Below are 18,565 nucleotides of genomic sequence, written 5' to 3'. Positions count from 1 at the left end.
ATTATTCAACATCCAGATACGGATTTAAGATTTCGGCTAATTGATTGAGCCGGTAAAAACCATTTTGAAGGTTTGTTTTCTCGGATTGTAGGGATTCGTGTTCCTGCATTACGCTTAAGGCAAGCGCATAGTTTACCTGGCGAATGGTTTTGGCCATCGTTTCGGGATCAATCGAATTGCTGAAAACATCAGTTAACCTTAATTCGGTTTCTTTAGAAAGGGTGTTTGTACTCATAATCTGAAAGTTTAAGGGATATAAAACCCGAATGGGTTAGCTGTCCTACGCCTTTCAGAGCGTTGCAGTTGTTTCCAATACCGCCAGCGTACCACACGGGCAAAAGTTTAGTCAAGTTCATAATCTGAAAGTTTTAGGACTGCGAAGATATGAAAACCAAAAAAGTTATGGAGGATTTTCTTAGTTTTTAACTTAATAGACTGTTTGTGTTTGGCTTCGCCCAGTTTGACAATATTGATGAGATTATTCATTTTCTGAAAGGACAAACTTTGCGGAGTTACTTGTGTGATTTCTCATTCTTCGAAATGACAAAAAAAGCATAATTATTTTCTTAATGTTTTATTAACCTACTTGTGTTTTTATTTAAAAAAAGATAGCTTTGAGAAACAATCATTAAATATAAACCCATATGAAAATTCAGATCAATACCGACAAGAACATCGAAGGACACGAAAGATTAGAAGCTTATTTCTCTGGCGAATTAGAAAAAGGTTTAGCGCGTTTTGAGGAAAAAATAACCCGCGTCGAAGTACATTTTGGCGATGAAAACGGAGAGAAATTTAGCTTAAACGATAAAAAATGTGTGATTGAAGTTCGTACTGCAAAATTACAACCAGTAACTGTTACAGAACATGCCGATACACTCGAAAAAGCTTTTATCGGTGCATTGGCGAAAGCAAAAAAATCTCTTACTACTACTTTCGAAAAAATGAAAGCGTATTAATTTATATATCATCCATAAAAATGGCCTTATCTCTAATCCGGATAAGGCCATTTTCTATTTTAGCAAAGCCGTCATTTCTTCCCAGTGTACTATTTTTACTTTCTGATCTAATTGATCTGCGCTTTTTACCATTGCTTTGGCAATATCTTCAGCCTCTATTCCTCTATATTTATTTAGCCCTCCCACAAACAACGGATTGATCAATTTGAATATTCCAATGAATACTTTTTCCATAGGTCGGCTCTCTTTTCGGTCTCCCAAAATCATCGAAGGACGAAAGATATAAGTATGCTCTAAATTCAGACTGATGATCCCTTGTTCGGTTTCTCCTTTTAATTTGGTATAAAATATCGACGATTTTGCATTTGCACCAAGTGCCGAAACCAGAAAAACTGCCCTTGCTCCGTTTTCTTTCGCCAGTTTTGCTGCCAGAATCGGGTAATCGTGATCGATTTGATAGTATAACTTTTTATCGGGCGTTTTCTTTTGTGTGGTACCGAGAGCGATAAAAACTTCATCGGCTTGAATGTCCTTCACCACTTTGGGTAAGGAATTAAAATCACCTATCAGCGTCTTTAGTTTTGGGTGCTGGATGTTTAAATCTTTCCTTACTACAATTATTACTTGTTCGTAGTTATTGTTGTTCAACAGATTTTCAAGAATATAAGAGCCTACTAGTCCACTTGCTCCGTACAGAATTGCTTTTTTCATAAGTAAGGCGATTTGTTTCCTCGAAGTTAGAAATTTATAGGCTTACTTTATACATAAACTTTTTGGGCTGAGTTTTTAAACACATAGAAACATAGATTTTGCAAACTTAAAAAAAGGCATTTCATTTGTTTAAATACACATAGCTATGTGCCAAATCTTGATTTGTATTTAAGTCTTTTTTATTCATTTTTAAATCCTATGTTTCTATGTGTTTAAATATTTTTCACGCAGATTTCTTCTAGTCTTTAATCTGTGACTATAAACATTCAGAATATGTGGATCTGAAAGAGTTATAGCAACAGCATGATGCGAAGCACTATGAATGAAGATGATTTTTATTTTAAGCTCTGAAAGGGCGAAAGCCTAATTTCAAAGGGAACATTTATTCTATTTTTACAGTATTTTTTATGAGAAACTGCGGTTTTCCTTAATCTTTATTGCCTATTTGCTGTTGCCCTTTCAGGGCAATTTCAACTCTTGATTTAATTCGCAGTGCGTTGCATTACGCTATTGCTTTTAGGGCTTTCAGCCCACTTTAAAAGTTTTTCACACTCACGATTTGTTAAAACATCGACAACAAACAACGCAAAGCAAAACACGATTAACATAATAATAACGCTTTTTGATATTGTAAGAAGTAATTTTGCAGTCCCAAAAGAAGAACTTGTTTTTTTTAAATAAAAAGCTTCTTAATTGAGATTATCCATTACAAATTATTAAAAATTACCCTCATGAAAAAGCAACTACTCGGATTATTAATCGCGGTATTTATAGGCTTTGGCGTAAATGCGCAAGTAAAATCATCTGAAACAAATGTGCTGGTTTTGATTTATTCTCAAAATGGCGGAACTTATAAAATGGCCAAATCTATTGCCGAAGGAGTTCAGGAATATGCTAATACAAAAGCAATTCTAAAACGTGTTCCTTCGATCAATCCGAAAGAAAAATTGAATGCTGATGTAGAAAAATTACCCATTGCAACTATCGAAGAATTGGCCAATTATGACGGAATCGCTTTTGGAAGCCCTGTTCACTTTGCAAATATTAGTGCCGATATGAATTACTTCTTCGGTCAGAGTATTCCGCTTTGGACTTCAAGAGCTTTAGAAGGAAAACCAGCCACTGTATTTATGTCGGCAGGATCTGGAGCAGGAAAAGAAGCTGCGATTTTATCGTTCTGGAATATTCTTGCGTCTCACGGAATGGTGATCGTGCCTACCGGAATCATGGGAACGGCCACTTTGGACAAAACAGTTCCACAAGGAAATACTCCGTTTGGAGCTACTTCATTGGCCGGATCTGTTGGAACACGTCCGTCACAAAGCGAATTGAACTTGGCTAAAGAGCAAGGAAAAGCGTTGGCGAGAGTGGCTTCGGGATTGAAAAACACCGAAAGTGGTAAAGTAATCAAAACTACTGCCATTGAAACTAAAAGCGATATCAACAAAACATTAAAAGACAATAATATTGTACTTCCTGAAGCTCCTAAACCAGTTGGAAATTATGTTCCGTTTACGATTTCAGATCATAAAGTATACATTAATCAGGTGGCTTTAAAAGATGGTAAGATTTTAAATCCAGGTAAAGTTGGCACAACGGTTACGGATGATCAGGCCAAAGAAGCTACGTATCAAACAATGCTAAATGTAATGGCCGTTTTGAAAGAAGCTTGCGGTGGCGATTTGAACAAAGTAAAACAGTGCGTACAGTTAACAGGATATTTTAATACCACTCCGGAATATACGCAACATGCAGCCCTTATGAATTCGGCTTCAAACCTGACGGCTTTGGTTTTTGGAGAAAAAGGAAAACACGCCAGAGCAACCATTGGAGCGGCTTCGTTACCGATAAATTCTGCTGTTGAAATTCAGGCGATTTTTGAAATTGAATAAAGGAAAATTTTACCGCAAAGTTCGCAAAGAATTACGCAAAGACCACAAAATTTCGTGAATTACGCTTTGCTTTGAAATCGCAAAGGGATTGTGTTTAAAAAAACTTAGCTTAATAACATCGCTCATAAGGATTACCCATATTTTATAATACAACCTAGTTTTTCGCGTGAGGGATAGAGCTAAGCTACCGAAGTAGCAGCGAAAGCCCAACAGCAATATAAAAAGGGGCGACTAAGCGATTGCAATAGTCAGCCCCTTTTTATATTGGTGGCACGCCCAGATTATTATTTATACAATTCTCGACTTCCTTATGATTTTGGTAATGGCGCCCCAACTGCAATATCGCAGCGATGCCCCGGTTTTCCATGTGCAGGATTCTTTCCGTCGGCTACAGTTGCCGTTTCTGTACTTAACAAAGCCGGCACAGCATTGTCTGTTGCGGGTGGCGTTACGGTAAAGGTTTGTGAAGAAGATCCGCTTTGAGCTGTATTGGCGGCGGCAGGCTGTTTGGCCGCTACAGGAGAATTTAAAGGTGCTCCAACCGGAATATCGCATCGATGTCCTGGTTGTCCGTGAGCAGGATTCATTCCTTTAGCCACTTTTGCCGGTGCGACAGTTGTCGTAGTCACCACATTTTGTTGTCCCGGTTTTACCTGAACCGTTTGCGCAGGCTGTACAGTTGCTGTTTGCCCTTGTGTTGGAGCCGAATTTAATGGCGCGCCAACTGCAATGTCACAGCGATGTCCGGGTTGCCCGTGTGCAGGATTCATTCCGCCATTGGCACTCAAAACTGTATTTGGATTTGCGGTTACAGGAGCCTGAGGCTGAACAACTGAATTTACTTTTGCCGTATCCTTTGCCAATCCCAGTTTTACCAATTCAGAATTTGGTGTGTTTTCCTGAGGCTCTAATTCCTTTTTACAAGAAGTTAAAAAGACTGAGGTGAGTACTAATGAGCTGATAAGTATTTTTGGATTCATGATGTATCGATTTAAAAACTATCAAATATACTAAATCATATTATAACACATAAGTGATGTAAGATAATTTAAGTTTTGCCTGGTGAATTGGACTCACGAAGACGCAAAGTTAATGTTTCGTGCAGGTTTTAAAATAAAAACTTTGCGGCTCTGCGTCTTTGCGAGATTAAACTATATTTTTTGCTAACTTTAAATCCAAAACAAACCTCATTATGAAAAAATCCATTTTACTCCTGTTATTCGTTACTGCTTTTGCAAACGCGCAAACTTCTGAAAAAGACAAAGTCAACCAAACTATCGATGCCTGGCACAAAGCTGCCGGTGAGGTAAAATTTGATGCTTATTTTGATTTAATGGCCGATGATGCGATTTTCATTGGAACTGATGCTACGGAAAACTGGAACAAAAAAGATTTTAAAGTTTGGGCAAAACCTTATTTTGACAAAGGAACTGCCTGGAATTTTAAAGCATTAGAACGTCATATCTTTTTTGACAAAACCGGAAAAATTGCCTGGTTTGACGAATTGCTAAACACTCAGATGAAAATTTGTCGCGGATCAGGAGTTTTGGTTAAAGTAGGGAAAGACTGGAAAATTCAGCACTATGTTTTATCGATGACGGTTCCTAATGAAGAAGTGGATGCTGCGATCAAAATTAAAGCACCAATTGAGGACGTTTTTATTGCAAAGCTTCAAAAAAAATAAACATTTTCGAACTTTCTTTTTATAATCCTAACTTTTCTAGCACTTTAGAGGATGTAGTGGCGATTTCATTATAATACAATTGACAATTTTGCCCATTTTTTGGAAGTGTAAAATAAGATACTCTCAAAAAAACGGATTGGATTTTATAAAATTAACTAAAATACAACTCGTACCTCTATTTTTAAAGCCCTGTAATACAGAATATTCATTTTTTCATAACTTTGACCCTATAAAAAATAGGGCTAAATAAAGTATCTGAAAAATGAAAATAGAAAAACGCTGGATCATTTCCTTTATTATTATAAGTATTGTATGCATTACCGGTGCCTTTTGGCCAACTGTAACCGAAAATAGTTATGTATTAGCTGAATTTGGCACAACCGATCATATCGTTCCTGCCGATGTTGCCTGGATGCTAACCTCCTGCTGCCTGGTTTTGATCATGACCCCGGGATTATCGTTTTTTTACGGCGGAATGGTCGGTAAGAAGAATGTGATTTCGACCATGTTACAGAGTTTTATCTGTTTAGGGGTTGTAACACTTCTGTGGGTTGTGGTTGCCTTTAGTCTGGCTTTTGGCGATCCTGTAGGACTTAACTTGGGAGGCCATTTTTATAGTTTCTTTGGAAACCCAACTACTTTTGCTTTTATGGATTATGTGGGGGTTCTGCCTCATAAACAATTGGCAAGTACGATTCCGTTTATGCTTTTTGCTTTGTTTCAAATGAAGTTTGCAATTATCGCTCCGGCAATTATTACCGGATCCTTTGCAGAGCGCGTTCGTTTTATATCGTATTTAATTTTCATCAGTCTGTTTACTCTTTTCATCTATGCTCCTTTATGCCATGCCGTTTGGTATCCAACAGGTATTTTGGGAAGTTATTTTGGTGTGAAAGATTTTGCAGGAGGAACAGTCGTACACATGAGTTCCGGCTTTGCCGCTTTGGCGGGAGTACTGGTTTTAGGAAAAAGAAAAAACAGTTTACATATTCCAACCAACATTCCGTTTGTATTGTTAGGAACCGGAATGTTATGGTTTGGATGGTTCGGATTCAATGCCGGCTCTGCTCTTGCTGCCAACGGAACAGCCGCTATGGCTTTCGCTACCACCACAACCTCATCAGCAGCAGCCATGTTAACCTGGGTTTTCTTTGACCGAATGAACGGCAGAAAAGTGTCTGCTCTTGGTGCCTGCATTGGAGCTGTTGTAGGTCTGGTTGCCATAACACCGGCTGCCGGATTTGTATCGGTTCCTGAAAGTATGTTTTTTGGATTTGTAACGGCTTTGGTTTCTAATTCGGTTGTAAATTGTCGTTTCTCGAAAAAATTCGATGATACACTTGACGTTTTTGCCTGTCACGGTGTTGGCGGCATTATGGGAATGATTTTAACCGCCGTTTTTGCCCATGGCGAAGACGCAAGTTTACTACACGGAGGATGGAATGTATTTGCACATCACATGATGGCATTGGTTTTGGTTTCGATCTTTACTTTCTTCGGAGCCTATTTCCTGTTCAAAGTGACCAATTTTATTATTCCGCTGCGTGTTTCTGAAGAGAACGAACATATCGGATTGGATTTATCTCAACACGATGAAACACTTGATCCAAAATTAAAACCTATTACAGAACCGCATTACGGATAATTTATTTTGCCACAGATTAAAAGGATTAAAATGATTTTTTTTATTTTAAAACTTAAAAAATCCGTGCTCAATCTGTGTCTTCGCGATAGCGAATCGGTTTGATCCGTGTACAAAGGTCACGCAAAATTAGACGCTGATTATACGGGTTTGCTATCGCAAAAACGCTGATAAAAACGGATTCTTTCTAAAAATTTAAAACTTGAAGAATTCTCAAAATTTGCAACAAAAAATTTAAAAACATACGACCTGTATTCAATTCGTTTATATTCCTTAATTTTGCTGAAAATTTTTGTAAAAGTGGGAAGTAAAAATAAACTAAAAAGATTCAGAGAAAACGAAACATTTCAAAACGTTTTTCAACCAACCAGAGAAGAAGTTGTAGGTGATTTAATGCCTTTGAAAGGAAAATGGAATTCTGATTTCTTTAAAAATGACAATCCATTAGTTTTAGAATTAGGATGTGGAAAAGGAGAATATTCTGTTGGATTAGCAGAAAGATATCCAAACAAAAATTTTATTGGAATTGATATTAAAGGAGCCCGTTTCTGGAGAGGTGCTAAAACCGCTGTAGAAAACGGATTACATAATGTTGCATTTGTTCGAACTCAAATCGAACTGATCAATCATATTTTTGCAGACCATGAGGTAGACGAAATCTGGATTACTTTTCCGGATCCGCAAATCAAATACAAAAGAACAAAACACCGTATGACCAATTCGGAGTTTTTGAAACTGTATAAAAAAATCCTTAAAAAAGACGGTGTCGTTAACTTAAAAACCGACAGCGAATTTATGCACGGTTATACCCTAGGGTTACTTCACGGTGAAGGTCACGAAGTTTTATACGCAAATCACAATGTGTATAAAAACGAGGGAAGCCCGGAAGAAGTTACTGCATTCCAAACTTTTTATGAGAAACAATATTTAGAAATTAATAAGGCAATTACGTATATTCGTTTCAAAATTAAAGACTAATTTAGTTTCAAAAACGTTTTTCAAACCCATTAAACAACTGAATGGCATTACTTACCCCATTACTTTCAGGTTTTCTTGCTGCTTTCATTGGGATTATTCCTCCAGGTCTGATCAACATGACTGCAGCCAAAGTAAATTTGAAAGAGGGTAAAAAAAATGCCTTATGGTTTGTTGCCGGAGCCGTATTGGTTATCTTTTTTCAGGTTTCTTTAGCCGTTTTATTTGCACAGGTTATCGACAATCGCCCGGATGTGGTGACCTTGTTGCGTGAAGTAGGATTTGCTATTTTCTCTGTTTTAACGATTTACTTTTTGTTTATCGCTAAAGAACCCAAAGCCAAAAAATCGAAGATTAAAAAGAGCAGTAAAAAAAGCCGTTTCTTTTTAGGAATGCTGCTTTCCGGACTGAACTTTTTCCCGATTCCGTATTATGTGGTTGTAAGTGTTACTTTGGCTTCTTATCACCTTTTTGTATTCGAAAACAACATCATTTTTACCTTTGTATTTGGATCTGTTTTAGGTTCATTTGCTGCACTATACAGCTACATCGGTTTCTTTGGGCGAATCGAGAAAAAAACAGATTATCTGATGCGAAACATGAATACAATTATTGGAAGCATCACAGGATTAATAGCTCTCCTGACGCTTTTTAACATTTTGAATTATTATTTCAGTTAGGAAAACATAAAGTACTAATTAAAAAGATTTCTTGTTATTACGATTATAAAATTTCAAAATGATTAATTTTATCATGATGAAAATACTATAATTTTCATGCCGATGCACTAATAAAGCGGACAAAAATCCCTTAATCATTTTAATCTGTGGCAAAAATCAATCTATGGCTGAAGATAATTTTTTTGAAAGAGTTTATGCGATTGCCAGACAAATTCCACACGGAAAAGTAACTTCTTACGGTGCAATTGCCAAAGCCTTAGGAACCGCCCGTTCTGCCCGAATGGTAGGCTGGGCAATGAATGCCTGTCATAACATGGATGACGTTCCGGCACACCGTGTTGTAAACAGAAAAGGCCTGCTAACCGGAAAACATCATTTTGACGGAACCAATTTAATGCAGCAGCTACTCGAAAACGAAGGCGTCGAAGTTATAGACAATCAGATTATAGATTTTGAAAAACACTTCTGGCAGCCGAAAATCGAACTTTAAATTTTTTTAACCGCAAAGAACGCAATGAAAGCGCAAGGGACACAAGATTTAGTTCCAAACGGCTCTGCACCCGTCTTCCTTCTGCATCTTAAAGTCCAAAGATGACAATCATAATTTGATTGTGCGAACCGTATATTTCGTACTATTTACTTTTTGATATCTTAACTAAATCAGACAAATCACAAAACTGGTTCTGTCTTCATCGGTTTGATAACTCAAATAGCCTCCATGCGCTTCGATGATATTTTTAGAAAGCGTTAGTCCAATTCCGGCACCATCTTTTCTGGTGGTAAAAAACGGCAGAAAAACTTTATCTCTGATCGCTGTATCGATCCCTTTTCCGTTATCCGAAATGGTAATAAAAAAACGACTGTTTTCAGTATAAGCCGACAAAAACATTTTCTTTTCATTCTTTTCTTTCAGGGCATAAATACTATTCGTGATTAAATTAATAATCACCTGTTCCATCTGACTTTTATCTATCAAAATCGATCTCGAACTATTGATTTCGTTTACCAATTCAACATTTTCCGCTTTTAAAATCGGACTCATCACCCGAAGACAATCTTCAAAAAGAACATTTATACGCGTCATTTTTTTTGTAGGAGTTGGCAGCATAGCCAGTTTTCGATAGTTTTCTACAAAGGCCTGCAAATGATCGCTTCGATTGATAATGGTCGAAATACTGCTTTTAATATCATCAAAATCATCCTCTTGCAATTCTTCCTGATCTACTATTTGAAGTAAATTCTGCGAAAGCGCGCGAATTGGCGTTAACGAATTCATTAACTCGTGCGAGATAATCTTCATCAGATTAATCCAGGCTTCCTTCTCCTTTTTTTCAATCACACGCTGAATACTGTCCAGTAAAATAATAAAATATTCTTTGTCGTACGTCTTTGTATGTGAGGTTTGAAGTATAAAAGTCTGTAAATCCTGATCTTCAATTTTAATGGAAATAGCCGATTTCAATTCTGTAAAACCTGTTTTTTCAATTTCCTCACAAAGAGAAGGCAGGTAATTTTTAAGATATTTCCATTGACTTACTTTTGGCACTTTAAATAAGTCTGAAAAGCAATCGTTCATTAAAAAAAGATCCCAATCCTCATCTCCTTTCTCGAGAATTAAGGTAGCAGTATCAATGTTATTCAAAATAGACTGATAGATACGCTCTTTTGAAATCTGCTCCTGTCGTTGAAACTTTAACTTATCATAGAGTAAAAACAGATTTCTGAAATTATCTTCTTTGTGTTCTTCGGGGAAACTATTCGAAAAATCATTCTGCAAGATCGAAAGAAGCATTTTGTCGTAAAACAAAGATTGTTTTTTAACGAAGAAGTACATTTCGGCTAATAATAGAAAAACTACAAAACCAACGAGAAGCGCATTGTAATAAAGCGCTTTGTAAATCAGAAAGACACAAAAGAAAAAGGGGATCATGACCAGCAGAATCCTTGCAAACAAAGCGTTATAAAATTTCCAGTTCTTCATTAATTTATTTTTTGGTCCCGCAGCTTAAAAAACATTCCTTAAGGTTTGCCTCAAACCGCTTTTGAGTTTAGGTATTCTTTAAATCGTATTTTTCAATTCTTCTGTACAAAGCTGCTCTTGACAATCCTAGTTCTTCGGCTGTTTTACTGATGTTTCCGTTGTTTTTAAACAATGTTTTTTCGATAGCACTTCTTTCCATTTCAGACAACGGATTTTCATCATTTTCCTGAAATTCTTCGAAATCCAAAATATCCAGATTGGTCACCGAAATGGTCTGGTTATCGGCTAAAATTAAAGCACGTTCGATTTTATTCTCCAGCTCCCGAATATTTCCTTTCCACGGATATTTCTCCAGATAAGGGCCAACATTATCATCAAAACGCCAATTTTCCTGATTGTATTTTTCGGCAATCTTATCCAGAATAAAATAAGCCATTGGGACAATATCGTCTTTTCGTTCGCGTAAAGAAGGCAAGTAAATCTCCATCGTGTTGATACGGTATAGCAAATCTTCACGAAACATTTTATTTTTCACCTCTGCTTTTATATCGGCATTGGTAGCGGCAATAATCCTTACATTTAGCGGTCTTGCTCTGCTCTCTCCCAAGCGGGTTACGGTTTTAGTTTGCAAAACGTGGAGCAACTTAGATTGCAAATGCAGCGGAATATTCCCTATTTCGTCCAGAAAGATAGTCCCTCCTGATGCCGTTTCAAATCTTCCGGCAGTATCGATTTTAGCATCTGTAAAAGCTCCTTTGGCATAACCAAAAAGTTCGCTTTCGAATAAATTATCACTCAACGAACCCAGATCGACATGTACAAAAGGGTGCGTTTTACGTTCTGAATTCAGATGAATATACTCTGCAAAAACATATTTTCCGGTTCCGTTTTCACCCAATATCAAAACGTTGGCATCCGTTTTTGCTACTCTTTCGGCAATCGAATAGGCTTGTTTAATTTTTAAGGAAGTGCCTGTAAAATAACTTTTGCTCGTTTTTTCTACGATTTCTTTTTTGCTGTTTTTTCGGCTCTCCGTCACCGCCTTATCAATGATCTCTAGTAATTTTTCATTGTTCCAGGGTTTCAAAACATAATCGAAAGCCCCAATCTTGATTCCTTCAACTGCGGTATCAATTTTACCAAAAGCAGTCATTAAGATCACAATCGTCTGTGGCGAAAGTGTTTTTATTTCCTTCAGCCAATGAATTCCTTCACGTCCGTCTTCAAAACCAATCCGGTAATTCATGTCTAACAAAACCACATTTATTTCATTTTCACTTAAAATTGAAATGATTTTTTTGGGACTGTTTGTCGTAAAAATGGTTTCAAAATGTTTTTTGAGGATCATTTTTGCCGAAAAAAGAATTTCTTCCTGATCGTCAACGATTAATATTTGGGCTTGTTTTTTTCGCATGCTGTCTTTTTTTGTCCGATTCTGAACGGTCAACTGTTCATTTTCGAACACTTCTATTTTGGATGTTTTTTAAAGCTTCTTTAAAATCAATGCTTTACAAATAATAATTTTTATGGCACAGTATTTACCTATTGGTAATCAGTAAATTATTAAAAGAAATGGACAAGTTAATTCCTCGTAAAAATAGAAAATTTAGATATCTCACAATAGCAATTGGAGTTTTTTTAGTTTTGGCTACAATCGTATTTTTCTCGTTTAATACCAAAAGAAGTCTGAATGTAAAAGCAGATGAACTGAGTATTCAAAAAGTCGAAAAAGCTTTCTTTGAAGATTTCGTTGTTTTTCAGGCCAAAGTAGAACCTCTTAATGTAATGCTTGTGAATGTTACCGAGGGTGGATCTGTAAAAGAGATTTTTGTTGAAAATGGTGCAACGGTAACCAAAGGTCAGTCTTTAGCCCGCTTGTTCAATCCAAACACAGAACTGAACTATCTAACTCAGGAAACAGCAATTATCGAGCAAATTAACAATCTAAACACTGGAAAACTGAACATTAGAAATCAGGAATTAAGCTTAAACAAAGACCTGGTTTTAATCGAACACGATTATAATGATGCCAAAAGGCTGTACGATATGAACGCGAAATTGTTTGAAAAAGATGTGATTTCGAAAAATGACTGGAATAATTTTAAAGAGAGCCTGCGTTTTCAGGACGAACGCAAAAGAACGATTCAGCAAAGTATCCAAAAAGAAAAACAAACCAATCAGATTCAGATTTCTCAAATCAACCGTTCGATCCAAACCATGGAGAAAAGTCTGGATATTTTAAGAAACAACAAAAAGAACTTTTTGATCACAGCACCGGAATCAGGCAGACTGACTTCTTTTCAACCTGTTTTGGGAAAAACTTTTCAGGCAGGCGAAAGTATCGGAAAAATAGATTCTAAGCAGGGTTATAAATTGACCGCTGATGTAGATGAATTTTATCTCGAAAAAGTGCGCGAAGGCCTAAAAGGTCAGGTAGAGTTTCAAGGAAAAAATCTGGAAGTTTTGGTTACGAAAGTGATTCCGGAAGTAAAAAGCGGACATTTTACAGTCGAGCTGGCTTTTGTCTCCAAAGAAAGCATCACTTTACAGGACGGACTTAGTTTTGGTGTAAAACTGATTCTGTCCGGAAAAAACAAAACACTTGTTGTTCCAAAAGGAAGTTTCAATCAGGAAACAGCAGGAAAATGGATCTTTGTAGTAAAAGGAAATAAAGCAGAAAGAAGAAACATAAAACTAGGCAGAGAAAACCCATCGTATTATGAAGTACTGGAAGGCTTAAAAGAAGGAGAATCGGTTATTACTTCATCTTATACCGATTATAAAGACATTGAAGAATTATCGATTAATCGCTCTCAGTAGGAGTTTTTAGTTCTCAGTCGCAGTTCTCAGTTTACATTTCACATTTCACAATTAACATTTCACATTTCACAATAAACAAAGTTTCAATCATCAATCAAAAAATAGAATTAACAACCACTAAAATTTCAAAACTTATGATAACCATTCAAAACCTAACCAAAGTTTTCAGAACAGAAGAAGTAGAAACAGCAGCTTTAAGCGGGATTTCTTTAGAGATAAAAAAAGGAGATTTTTTAACCATTATGGGGCCTTCGGGTTGTGGAAAATCGACTTTACTGAATATCATTGGGCTTTTGGACAGTGCTTCGGGCGGGAGCTACAAATTATTAGATCAGGAAATGATTGGTTTAAAAGAGAAAGGAAGAGCAAATGTCCGCAAAGAAAACATTGGTTTTATTTTCCAGAATTTCAACCTGATCGACGAACTTTCGGTTTATGACAATATCGAATTGCCTTTGATTTACAACAATGTAAAACCCTCAGAGAGAAAACAAAAAATTGAGGCTATTGCCGAGAAACTGAATATCTCTCACCGCCTTAAACATTTCCCGCAGCAACTTTCAGGAGGACAACAGCAAAGAGTTGCCGTTGCAAGAGCTTTGGTAAACGATCCTAAAATTATTCTGGCCGATGAGCCAACCGGAAATTTAGATAGTAAAAACGGTAATGAGGTGATGGAACTTTTAACCGATTTACACGCTAAAGGAGCTACCATTTTAATGGTTACCCACTCTGATTATGACGCTTCGTTTTCGCAAAGAACGATCCATATGAAAGATGGTGTGGTATTCTCTGAAAAATTCAATCAGCGTAATGTTGATGTTTTTATGGACGCTAAATAAAAATAAAATGATCAAATTTATTGTAACCGCAATCATAATCCTGATGGGATTTGTTTGCAAAATACTATCAACTCTGTAAAGCCTGACCAATAGCAAAACCTGTAAGACTATTTTAAGAGCTACCATAACAACTATAAAAAATACAATATGATTTTTAACTGGTTTAAAATATTTATATACCATTTGAAGCAAAACAAATTGTTTTCGTTTTTAAATGTCCTGGGATTAAGCATTGGAATCTCCGGAGTAATTTTCGCCATTTTATACTGGAATAACGAAAATGCCTATGATCAATGGAATCCTGAAAAAGATAACGTCTATCAGGTTTTGAATAAAATTGGAGCAACAGGAGATACCTGGGCCTCGAGCAGTATTCCTTTCGGAAGAACCTGTAAAGCAACAATTCCCGAAATAGAATCGATCTGTTTTTTTAATTCTTGGTACAATAATGATATGATCAAGTACCAAGGGCAAAAATTCTTTCACAAAAAAATTGCTGTTTCCGACAATGGCTTTTTTGATATGTTTCCGCTACCTATCGTAAAAGGAGCCAAAACCAATATCCTGAAAGAAAAAAACAGTGTGGCGTTATCAGAAGAAACCGCAAAATTACTTTTTAAGAACGAAGACCCAATTGGCAAATCAATTACCTATAATTACAAAGATTACACGGTAAAATCCGTTTATAAAATCATAGCGCCTTCAGCTTTTGAACCCAATTACGTGTTTAGCGGAGTTACCCGTGATGGCGACGAGCAAAGTTGGGGTAACTTTAATTATGGCTTAATGATTAAAGTTAAAAAAGGAACTGATATTGCAACTGTTTTAAAGAAAATACAAAATGTAGATTACGTTAACCGAACTTTGAAAGATGCAAAAGCCAACGGACAAACTCCGGAACAGTATGTAAAAGAAAATGGACAGACAACTGTAATATTAGATAAATTAGGCGATACCCGTTTGCACGGTACAAAATCGTCACAGGGAGCAAATCTTCCGGAAGGAAAAGGAAACCTGCAATTGCTTTACATCATGGTCGGCCTCTCTATTTTGATTCTGGCGCTTTCTTTGGTCAATTACATCAATTTAGCAACAGCTTCAGCAATAAAACGCGCTAAGGAAGTAGGTGTTCGTAAAATTGTGGGAGCCACTAAAAAGCAGATCGTTCTTCAGTTTATTTTCGAAACCGCGATAATAGTAGTTTTAGCCATTATTTTTGCTCTGGCAATTGTAGAACTTTCTCTGCCGTACTACAATACTTTTTTGAAAAAATCCCTGACTATGAATGGCAGTGAATTTTATCTGCAGCTTCTTTTTATATTTGGACTAGTAATCGTTCTTGCAGGTGTTTTTCCTGCCGTTTACATCTCAAATTTCGAAACGCTTAAGGTTTTAAAAGGAAACTTCTCCAGAAGTAAAAGCGGTATCTGGATTCGAAATTCGATGCTTATTTTCCAGTTTGGTATTGCTTCTTTTTTTATTATTGGTGCTTTAATCGTGAATTCACAGGTAAGCTATATGATGAACAAAGATCTTGGTTTTAGTGGAGATCAGGTCATCAAAATTCCTTTTAATTATCAGGAATACGACAAGAAATTCCTTAAATATCAAACCACAAAACAAGAACTTTTAAAAATGCCGGGAGTTACAGATGTATCCACCTTTGCCGGTACTTTTGGAAATAGCACCAACTCCAGTTCAGGATTTACACACAATAGTATTTTTGTACAATCCCGAAATGTCGAAATGGATTTTGGTTTTCTTGATATGATGAAAATCAAAATTGTTCAGGGACGCGATTTGTCTCCAAAATTTGCATCGGACACCGTTGATAACTGGCTGGTAAACGAAACTCTTGTTAAAACCTTAGGAATTAAAAATCCTATTAATACGGTTATAACATCGGGTTGGGGAAATGAAAAAGGAAACATGAAATTTAAAATCGTTGGTGTTGTAAAGGATTTTCACATCACGGGATTACAAGACAAAGTACCACCAATGGTTTTTATCAATCTTAAAACTTTAAAGTGGAATAATTACGATAATATTTATGTGAAAGTTTCTCCAAACAACTTAACCGAAACCTTATCAAAATTAGACAAATTCTGGGCAAAAAACATCAACCAAGACTATCCTTTTGAATACGAATTTGTCAATAAAGGCTTTGCCAGAACCTATCAGGAACAGATAAAACAGAAAAATCTGTTTTTCATTTTAAATCTTGTAGTAATCATCATCGCCATTTTCGGATTGTTTGCTTTGGCTTCTTTCTCGATGGAACGAAGACTAAAAGAAATTGCCATTCGAAAAACATTGGGCGCTGAAACAGATGCTTTATTAAAAGAATTATCCAAGCAATATGTTGGCTTTTGTTTACTGGGATTTGTAATTGGTATCATTCCGGCATATATTTTGCTACAAAAATGGCTGGAAAACTTTGCCTTCCGAATTGGAGTCTCGGTAATTCCATTTAGTATCGCTTTGGCCTCTCTGCTGGTTTTAACGCTAATGATCGTTTTAGCAAAAGCCTATCAGGTAACGAAGATCGATATCTTAAAATATTTAAAATACGAATAAACTTGTAGACCATTTTTTTAAGAAACCCGCCAAATCATTACGATGTGGCGGGTTTCTTTTTCCTATTTCGAAACAACTGAATCGGAATACAATAACTTATCCAGTTGTTTATCTCTGTCGTAAACATCCGGGTAAAAACCAATTTCTCCATCATCCGTTACCCAGGCCGTAAAATATCCTATGTAAATTGGAATTTTGGTTTTCAGCATGCAGGTGGTTTCTTTTTCTCCACTCATTGCCGTATCAATTTTATCTACAGGCCAGTCCGGATTATCTTTTAAAATGGCAAGAGCTAGACTTTTTGCCTCTTTTACGTTAATACAACCGTGACTGAAAATACGTTTTTCAAACTCAAATAAACTTTTGGCCGGAGTATCGTGCAAATAAATATCATTGGGATTTGGAAACATAAATTTAACCAATCCCAAAGAATTTTTAGGCCCTGGTTTTTGTCTAACATTCCCTCCGTTCCACTCCATATTATGATCAGCCAGATAATTTTTATCTTCCGCCATTTTCAGTTTCAGCTCATTTTTAATGATACTCTGTGGAACGTACCAATACGGACTAAATACAATTCGATCCATATTACCGCTGAAAATTACAGTCTCCGTCATTCGGGTACCTACAAAAACATCTGAGACCAGCTCGTATTTACCATTTTTCACATAAATCAGCCTGAAAGAAGGAATATTAACCATCACATATTCACTGGCCTTTGCCAAGGTTGTTGGTATCCATCTGCAGCGTTCCATATTCAACATGATCGTTTTAATACGATTCCCAATGGGTTCGTTCATTTGGTTGATATGATCACGGGTTATCGCATAATTCAATTTAAGCCCATATCTCTTTTTATACTTCAAAACTCCGGCCATCATTTCTTCATCATATATATGACTTTTCGAGTCCTGTGCCAGATCTCCTACCACAAACAAACGCTGTCTGATTTGTTGGATCGTTATACCGCTGTCAAAAGGTTTCAGGTCTTTATAATTGACACTATCAATATCAATTTTTGTCCACTTATTATTTTTTTCGATCGTTCTGTATCTTTTCAATACCGCTTTCAGCTTATAATATTGTCCAAATAAAAGATTTTCATCTTTGTTTAATCGGTCGGGATCAACCATAAGGGAATCCAATATTTTGGAATAAGAAATGCTTTTTGCCGGAAGAAACCACCCTATTTTTTTTAGTGTTGCCGGATCAACTCCTGAATAGACATTGCTGGCATAAAACACATACATATTAGACAGTAAAAGTTCCGTATCAATCTGAGGAAGTTCACTAGTGACATTTTCATTAAAAACGTCGTCTACCAAATCCATATAAGGCATGGTAGCTTTAATTCCCTGCTCATTAAGCAACCGTACTTTGTGATAAAGCAATGCCCCAAATTCGCTCACACTCTTATCATCATACCAGATTGTTTTATATTCTTTTTTCTTGTAAAGATCCAGAACATCGTTTTGGTATTTTTTTAAATTGGGATACTTTTTGTAAAACTGATTGATTGATTCAGCATCAACAGCAATTTTAGAAAAATACTTTTTGGATGCCAAGACATTCTCAAGCCCCTTAACTTCATATTTTACAGTGCTCTCTTTGGAGAAAGATTCAAAAGAAAACAGCAAAAAACTAACAGTAATAATTACAGACAAAGAAGTAAAATTTCGCATATTTTTCAGATTTAAATTTTAGAAAATAAATTTTATTCAAAAAATACCAAAAACCTATAATTTACCCAAAGACAAGTTTTCACATACTTTTCAGAATAGTTGGGAATCGCAAATTTGGGG

General features: G+C 36.2%; 17 protein-coding genes. 10 read left to right on the top strand and 7 right to left on the bottom strand.

The window, feature by feature from the left end:
- Position 1: 1 nt before the first annotated feature.
- Both AC3IS6_RS06735 and AC3IS6_RS06730 read right to left on the bottom strand, forming a co-directional pair.
- Complete coding sequence (locus AC3IS6_RS06735; RefSeq protein ID WP_489164209.1) at positions 2-235, bottom strand: hypothetical protein; 234 nt, start codon at positions 233-235, stop codon at positions 2-4.
- The gene (locus tag AC3IS6_RS06730; RefSeq protein ID WP_489164208.1) at positions 213-356 is read right to left on the bottom strand and encodes a hypothetical protein; all 144 of its coding nucleotides are present in this window, start codon (positions 354-356) and stop codon (positions 213-215) included. Before AC3IS6_RS06730 ends, AC3IS6_RS06735 begins: the two co-directional genes overlap by 23 nt.
- 288 nt (positions 357-644) lie before the next feature.
- On the opposite strand from AC3IS6_RS06730, the gene AC3IS6_RS06725 reads away from it, so the two are divergent.
- Positions 645-959 carry an HPF/RaiA family ribosome-associated protein gene (locus AC3IS6_RS06725; protein WP_489164207.1) on the top strand — a complete coding sequence of 105 codons (315 nt, stop codon included), beginning with the start codon at positions 645-647 and terminating at the stop codon, positions 957-959.
- A 54-nt stretch (positions 960-1,013) separates the two neighbouring features.
- On the opposite strand, the gene AC3IS6_RS06720 is transcribed toward AC3IS6_RS06725, so the two are convergent.
- Entirely contained in the window at positions 1,014-1,670 is a 657-nt protein-coding gene (locus tag AC3IS6_RS06720; protein ID WP_489164206.1) for an NAD(P)H-binding protein, read from the bottom strand.
- Between the two features lie 731 nt (positions 1,671-2,401).
- Between AC3IS6_RS06720 and wrbA the strand changes: the two genes are divergently transcribed.
- Positions 2,402-3,562, top strand: a complete 1,161-nt coding sequence (gene wrbA, locus AC3IS6_RS06715) for an NAD(P)H:quinone oxidoreductase (RefSeq protein WP_489164205.1) — start codon at positions 2,402-2,404, stop codon at positions 3,560-3,562.
- Positions 3,563-3,870: 308 nt separating this feature from the next.
- Here the strand turns inward: wrbA and AC3IS6_RS06710 are convergent, their stop codons facing one another.
- On the bottom strand, positions 3,871-4,542 hold the full coding sequence (locus tag AC3IS6_RS06710; RefSeq protein ID WP_489164204.1) for a hypothetical protein: 672 nt from the start codon (positions 4,540-4,542) through the stop codon (positions 3,871-3,873).
- Between the two features lie 212 nt (positions 4,543-4,754).
- Between AC3IS6_RS06710 and AC3IS6_RS06705 the strand changes: the two genes are divergently transcribed.
- From AC3IS6_RS06705 to AC3IS6_RS06685, 5 genes are all read left to right on the top strand, one after another.
- Positions 4,755-5,246, top strand: a complete 492-nt coding sequence (locus AC3IS6_RS06705; protein WP_173964827.1) for a nuclear transport factor 2 family protein — start codon at positions 4,755-4,757, stop codon at positions 5,244-5,246.
- Between the two features lie 262 nt (positions 5,247-5,508).
- On the top strand, positions 5,509-6,891 hold the full coding sequence (locus AC3IS6_RS06700) for an ammonium transporter (RefSeq protein WP_489164203.1): 1,383 nt from the start codon (positions 5,509-5,511) through the stop codon (positions 6,889-6,891).
- Between the two features lie 297 nt (positions 6,892-7,188).
- On the top strand, positions 7,189-7,866 hold the full coding sequence (gene trmB / locus AC3IS6_RS06695; RefSeq protein ID WP_173964829.1) for a tRNA (guanosine(46)-N7)-methyltransferase TrmB: 678 nt from the start codon (positions 7,189-7,191) through the stop codon (positions 7,864-7,866).
- Between the two features lie 41 nt (positions 7,867-7,907).
- On the top strand, positions 7,908-8,543 hold the full coding sequence (locus tag AC3IS6_RS06690) for a LysE family transporter (RefSeq protein ID WP_173964830.1): 636 nt from the start codon (positions 7,908-7,910) through the stop codon (positions 8,541-8,543).
- A 163-nt stretch (positions 8,544-8,706) separates the two neighbouring features.
- Positions 8,707-9,033, top strand: coding sequence for an MGMT family protein (locus AC3IS6_RS06685; RefSeq protein ID WP_489164202.1), 327 nt, complete (start codon positions 8,707-8,709; stop codon positions 9,031-9,033).
- A gap of 165 nt (positions 9,034-9,198) precedes the next feature.
- Here AC3IS6_RS06685 and AC3IS6_RS06680 read toward each other — a convergent pair whose 3' ends face one another.
- Together AC3IS6_RS06680 and AC3IS6_RS06675 are read right to left on the bottom strand one after the other, a co-directional pair.
- Positions 9,199-10,524 (bottom strand): sensor histidine kinase, encoded by a 1,326-nt coding sequence (locus tag AC3IS6_RS06680; protein ID WP_489164201.1) that lies wholly within the window; start codon positions 10,522-10,524, stop codon positions 9,199-9,201.
- A 67-nt stretch (positions 10,525-10,591) separates the two neighbouring features.
- Positions 10,592-11,938 carry a sigma-54-dependent transcriptional regulator gene (locus tag AC3IS6_RS06675; protein ID WP_489164200.1) on the bottom strand — a complete coding sequence of 449 codons (1,347 nt, stop codon included), beginning with the start codon at positions 11,936-11,938 and terminating at the stop codon, positions 10,592-10,594.
- Between the two features lie 158 nt (positions 11,939-12,096).
- Between AC3IS6_RS06675 and AC3IS6_RS06670 the strand changes: the two genes are divergently transcribed.
- The 3 genes from AC3IS6_RS06670 to AC3IS6_RS06660 all read left to right on the top strand — a co-directional run bounded on the left by AC3IS6_RS06670 (position 12,097) and on the right by AC3IS6_RS06660 (position 16,763).
- Complete coding sequence (locus AC3IS6_RS06670) at positions 12,097-13,344, top strand: efflux RND transporter periplasmic adaptor subunit (RefSeq protein ID WP_489164199.1); 1,248 nt, start codon at positions 12,097-12,099, stop codon at positions 13,342-13,344.
- A gap of 134 nt (positions 13,345-13,478) precedes the next feature.
- Complete coding sequence (locus AC3IS6_RS06665; RefSeq protein WP_489164198.1) at positions 13,479-14,186, top strand: ABC transporter ATP-binding protein; 708 nt, start codon at positions 13,479-13,481, stop codon at positions 14,184-14,186.
- Between the two features lie 147 nt (positions 14,187-14,333).
- Positions 14,334-16,763, top strand: coding sequence for an ABC transporter permease (locus tag AC3IS6_RS06660; RefSeq protein WP_489164197.1), 2,430 nt, complete (start codon positions 14,334-14,336; stop codon positions 16,761-16,763).
- A gap of 62 nt (positions 16,764-16,825) precedes the next feature.
- Here AC3IS6_RS06660 and AC3IS6_RS06655 read toward each other — a convergent pair whose 3' ends face one another.
- Positions 16,826-18,445 carry a L,D-transpeptidase family protein gene (locus tag AC3IS6_RS06655; RefSeq protein ID WP_489164196.1) on the bottom strand — a complete coding sequence of 540 codons (1,620 nt, stop codon included), beginning with the start codon at positions 18,443-18,445 and terminating at the stop codon, positions 16,826-16,828.
- Between the last annotated feature and the right edge of the window lie 120 nt (positions 18,446-18,565).

The organism is Flavobacterium sp. KH_035 (assembly GCF_057839565.1).
This window is presented reverse-complemented; position numbering and strand designations above follow the sequence as displayed.

What these genes read in the sequence shown, in the direction of transcription:
- AC3IS6_RS06730 (WP_489164208.1), bottom strand. Translation starts at nt 356, where the DNA reads ATGAACTTGACTAAACTTTTGCCCGTGTGGTACGCTGGCGGTATTGGA.
- AC3IS6_RS06665 (WP_489164198.1), top strand. Translation starts at nt 13,479, where the DNA reads ATGATAACCATTCAAAACCTAACCAAAGTTTTCAGAACAGAAGAAGTA.
- AC3IS6_RS06710 (WP_489164204.1), bottom strand. Translation starts at nt 4,542, where the DNA reads ATGAATCCAAAAATACTTATCAGCTCATTAGTACTCACCTCAGTCTTT.
- AC3IS6_RS06735 (WP_489164209.1), bottom strand. Translation starts at nt 235, where the DNA reads ATGAGTACAAACACCCTTTCTAAAGAAACCGAATTAAGGTTAACTGAT.
- AC3IS6_RS06725 (WP_489164207.1), top strand. Translation starts at nt 645, where the DNA reads ATGAAAATTCAGATCAATACCGACAAGAACATCGAAGGACACGAAAGA.
- AC3IS6_RS06660 (WP_489164197.1), top strand. Translation starts at nt 14,334, where the DNA reads ATGATTTTTAACTGGTTTAAAATATTTATATACCATTTGAAGCAAAAC.
- AC3IS6_RS06680 (WP_489164201.1), bottom strand. Translation starts at nt 10,524, where the DNA reads ATGAAGAACTGGAAATTTTATAACGCTTTGTTTGCAAGGATTCTGCTG.
- AC3IS6_RS06675 (WP_489164200.1), bottom strand. Translation starts at nt 11,938, where the DNA reads ATGCGAAAAAAACAAGCCCAAATATTAATCGTTGACGATCAGGAAGAA.
- AC3IS6_RS06705 (WP_173964827.1), top strand. Translation starts at nt 4,755, where the DNA reads ATGAAAAAATCCATTTTACTCCTGTTATTCGTTACTGCTTTTGCAAAC.
- AC3IS6_RS06720 (WP_489164206.1), bottom strand. Translation starts at nt 1,670, where the DNA reads ATGAAAAAAGCAATTCTGTACGGAGCAAGTGGACTAGTAGGCTCTTAT.
- AC3IS6_RS06685 (WP_489164202.1), top strand. Translation starts at nt 8,707, where the DNA reads ATGGCTGAAGATAATTTTTTTGAAAGAGTTTATGCGATTGCCAGACAA.
- wrbA (WP_489164205.1), top strand. Translation starts at nt 2,402, where the DNA reads ATGAAAAAGCAACTACTCGGATTATTAATCGCGGTATTTATAGGCTTT.
- AC3IS6_RS06670 (WP_489164199.1), top strand. Translation starts at nt 12,097, where the DNA reads ATGGACAAGTTAATTCCTCGTAAAAATAGAAAATTTAGATATCTCACA.
- AC3IS6_RS06655 (WP_489164196.1), bottom strand. Translation starts at nt 18,445, where the DNA reads ATGCGAAATTTTACTTCTTTGTCTGTAATTATTACTGTTAGTTTTTTG.
- AC3IS6_RS06690 (WP_173964830.1), top strand. Translation starts at nt 7,908, where the DNA reads ATGGCATTACTTACCCCATTACTTTCAGGTTTTCTTGCTGCTTTCATT.
- AC3IS6_RS06700 (WP_489164203.1), top strand. Translation starts at nt 5,509, where the DNA reads ATGAAAATAGAAAAACGCTGGATCATTTCCTTTATTATTATAAGTATT.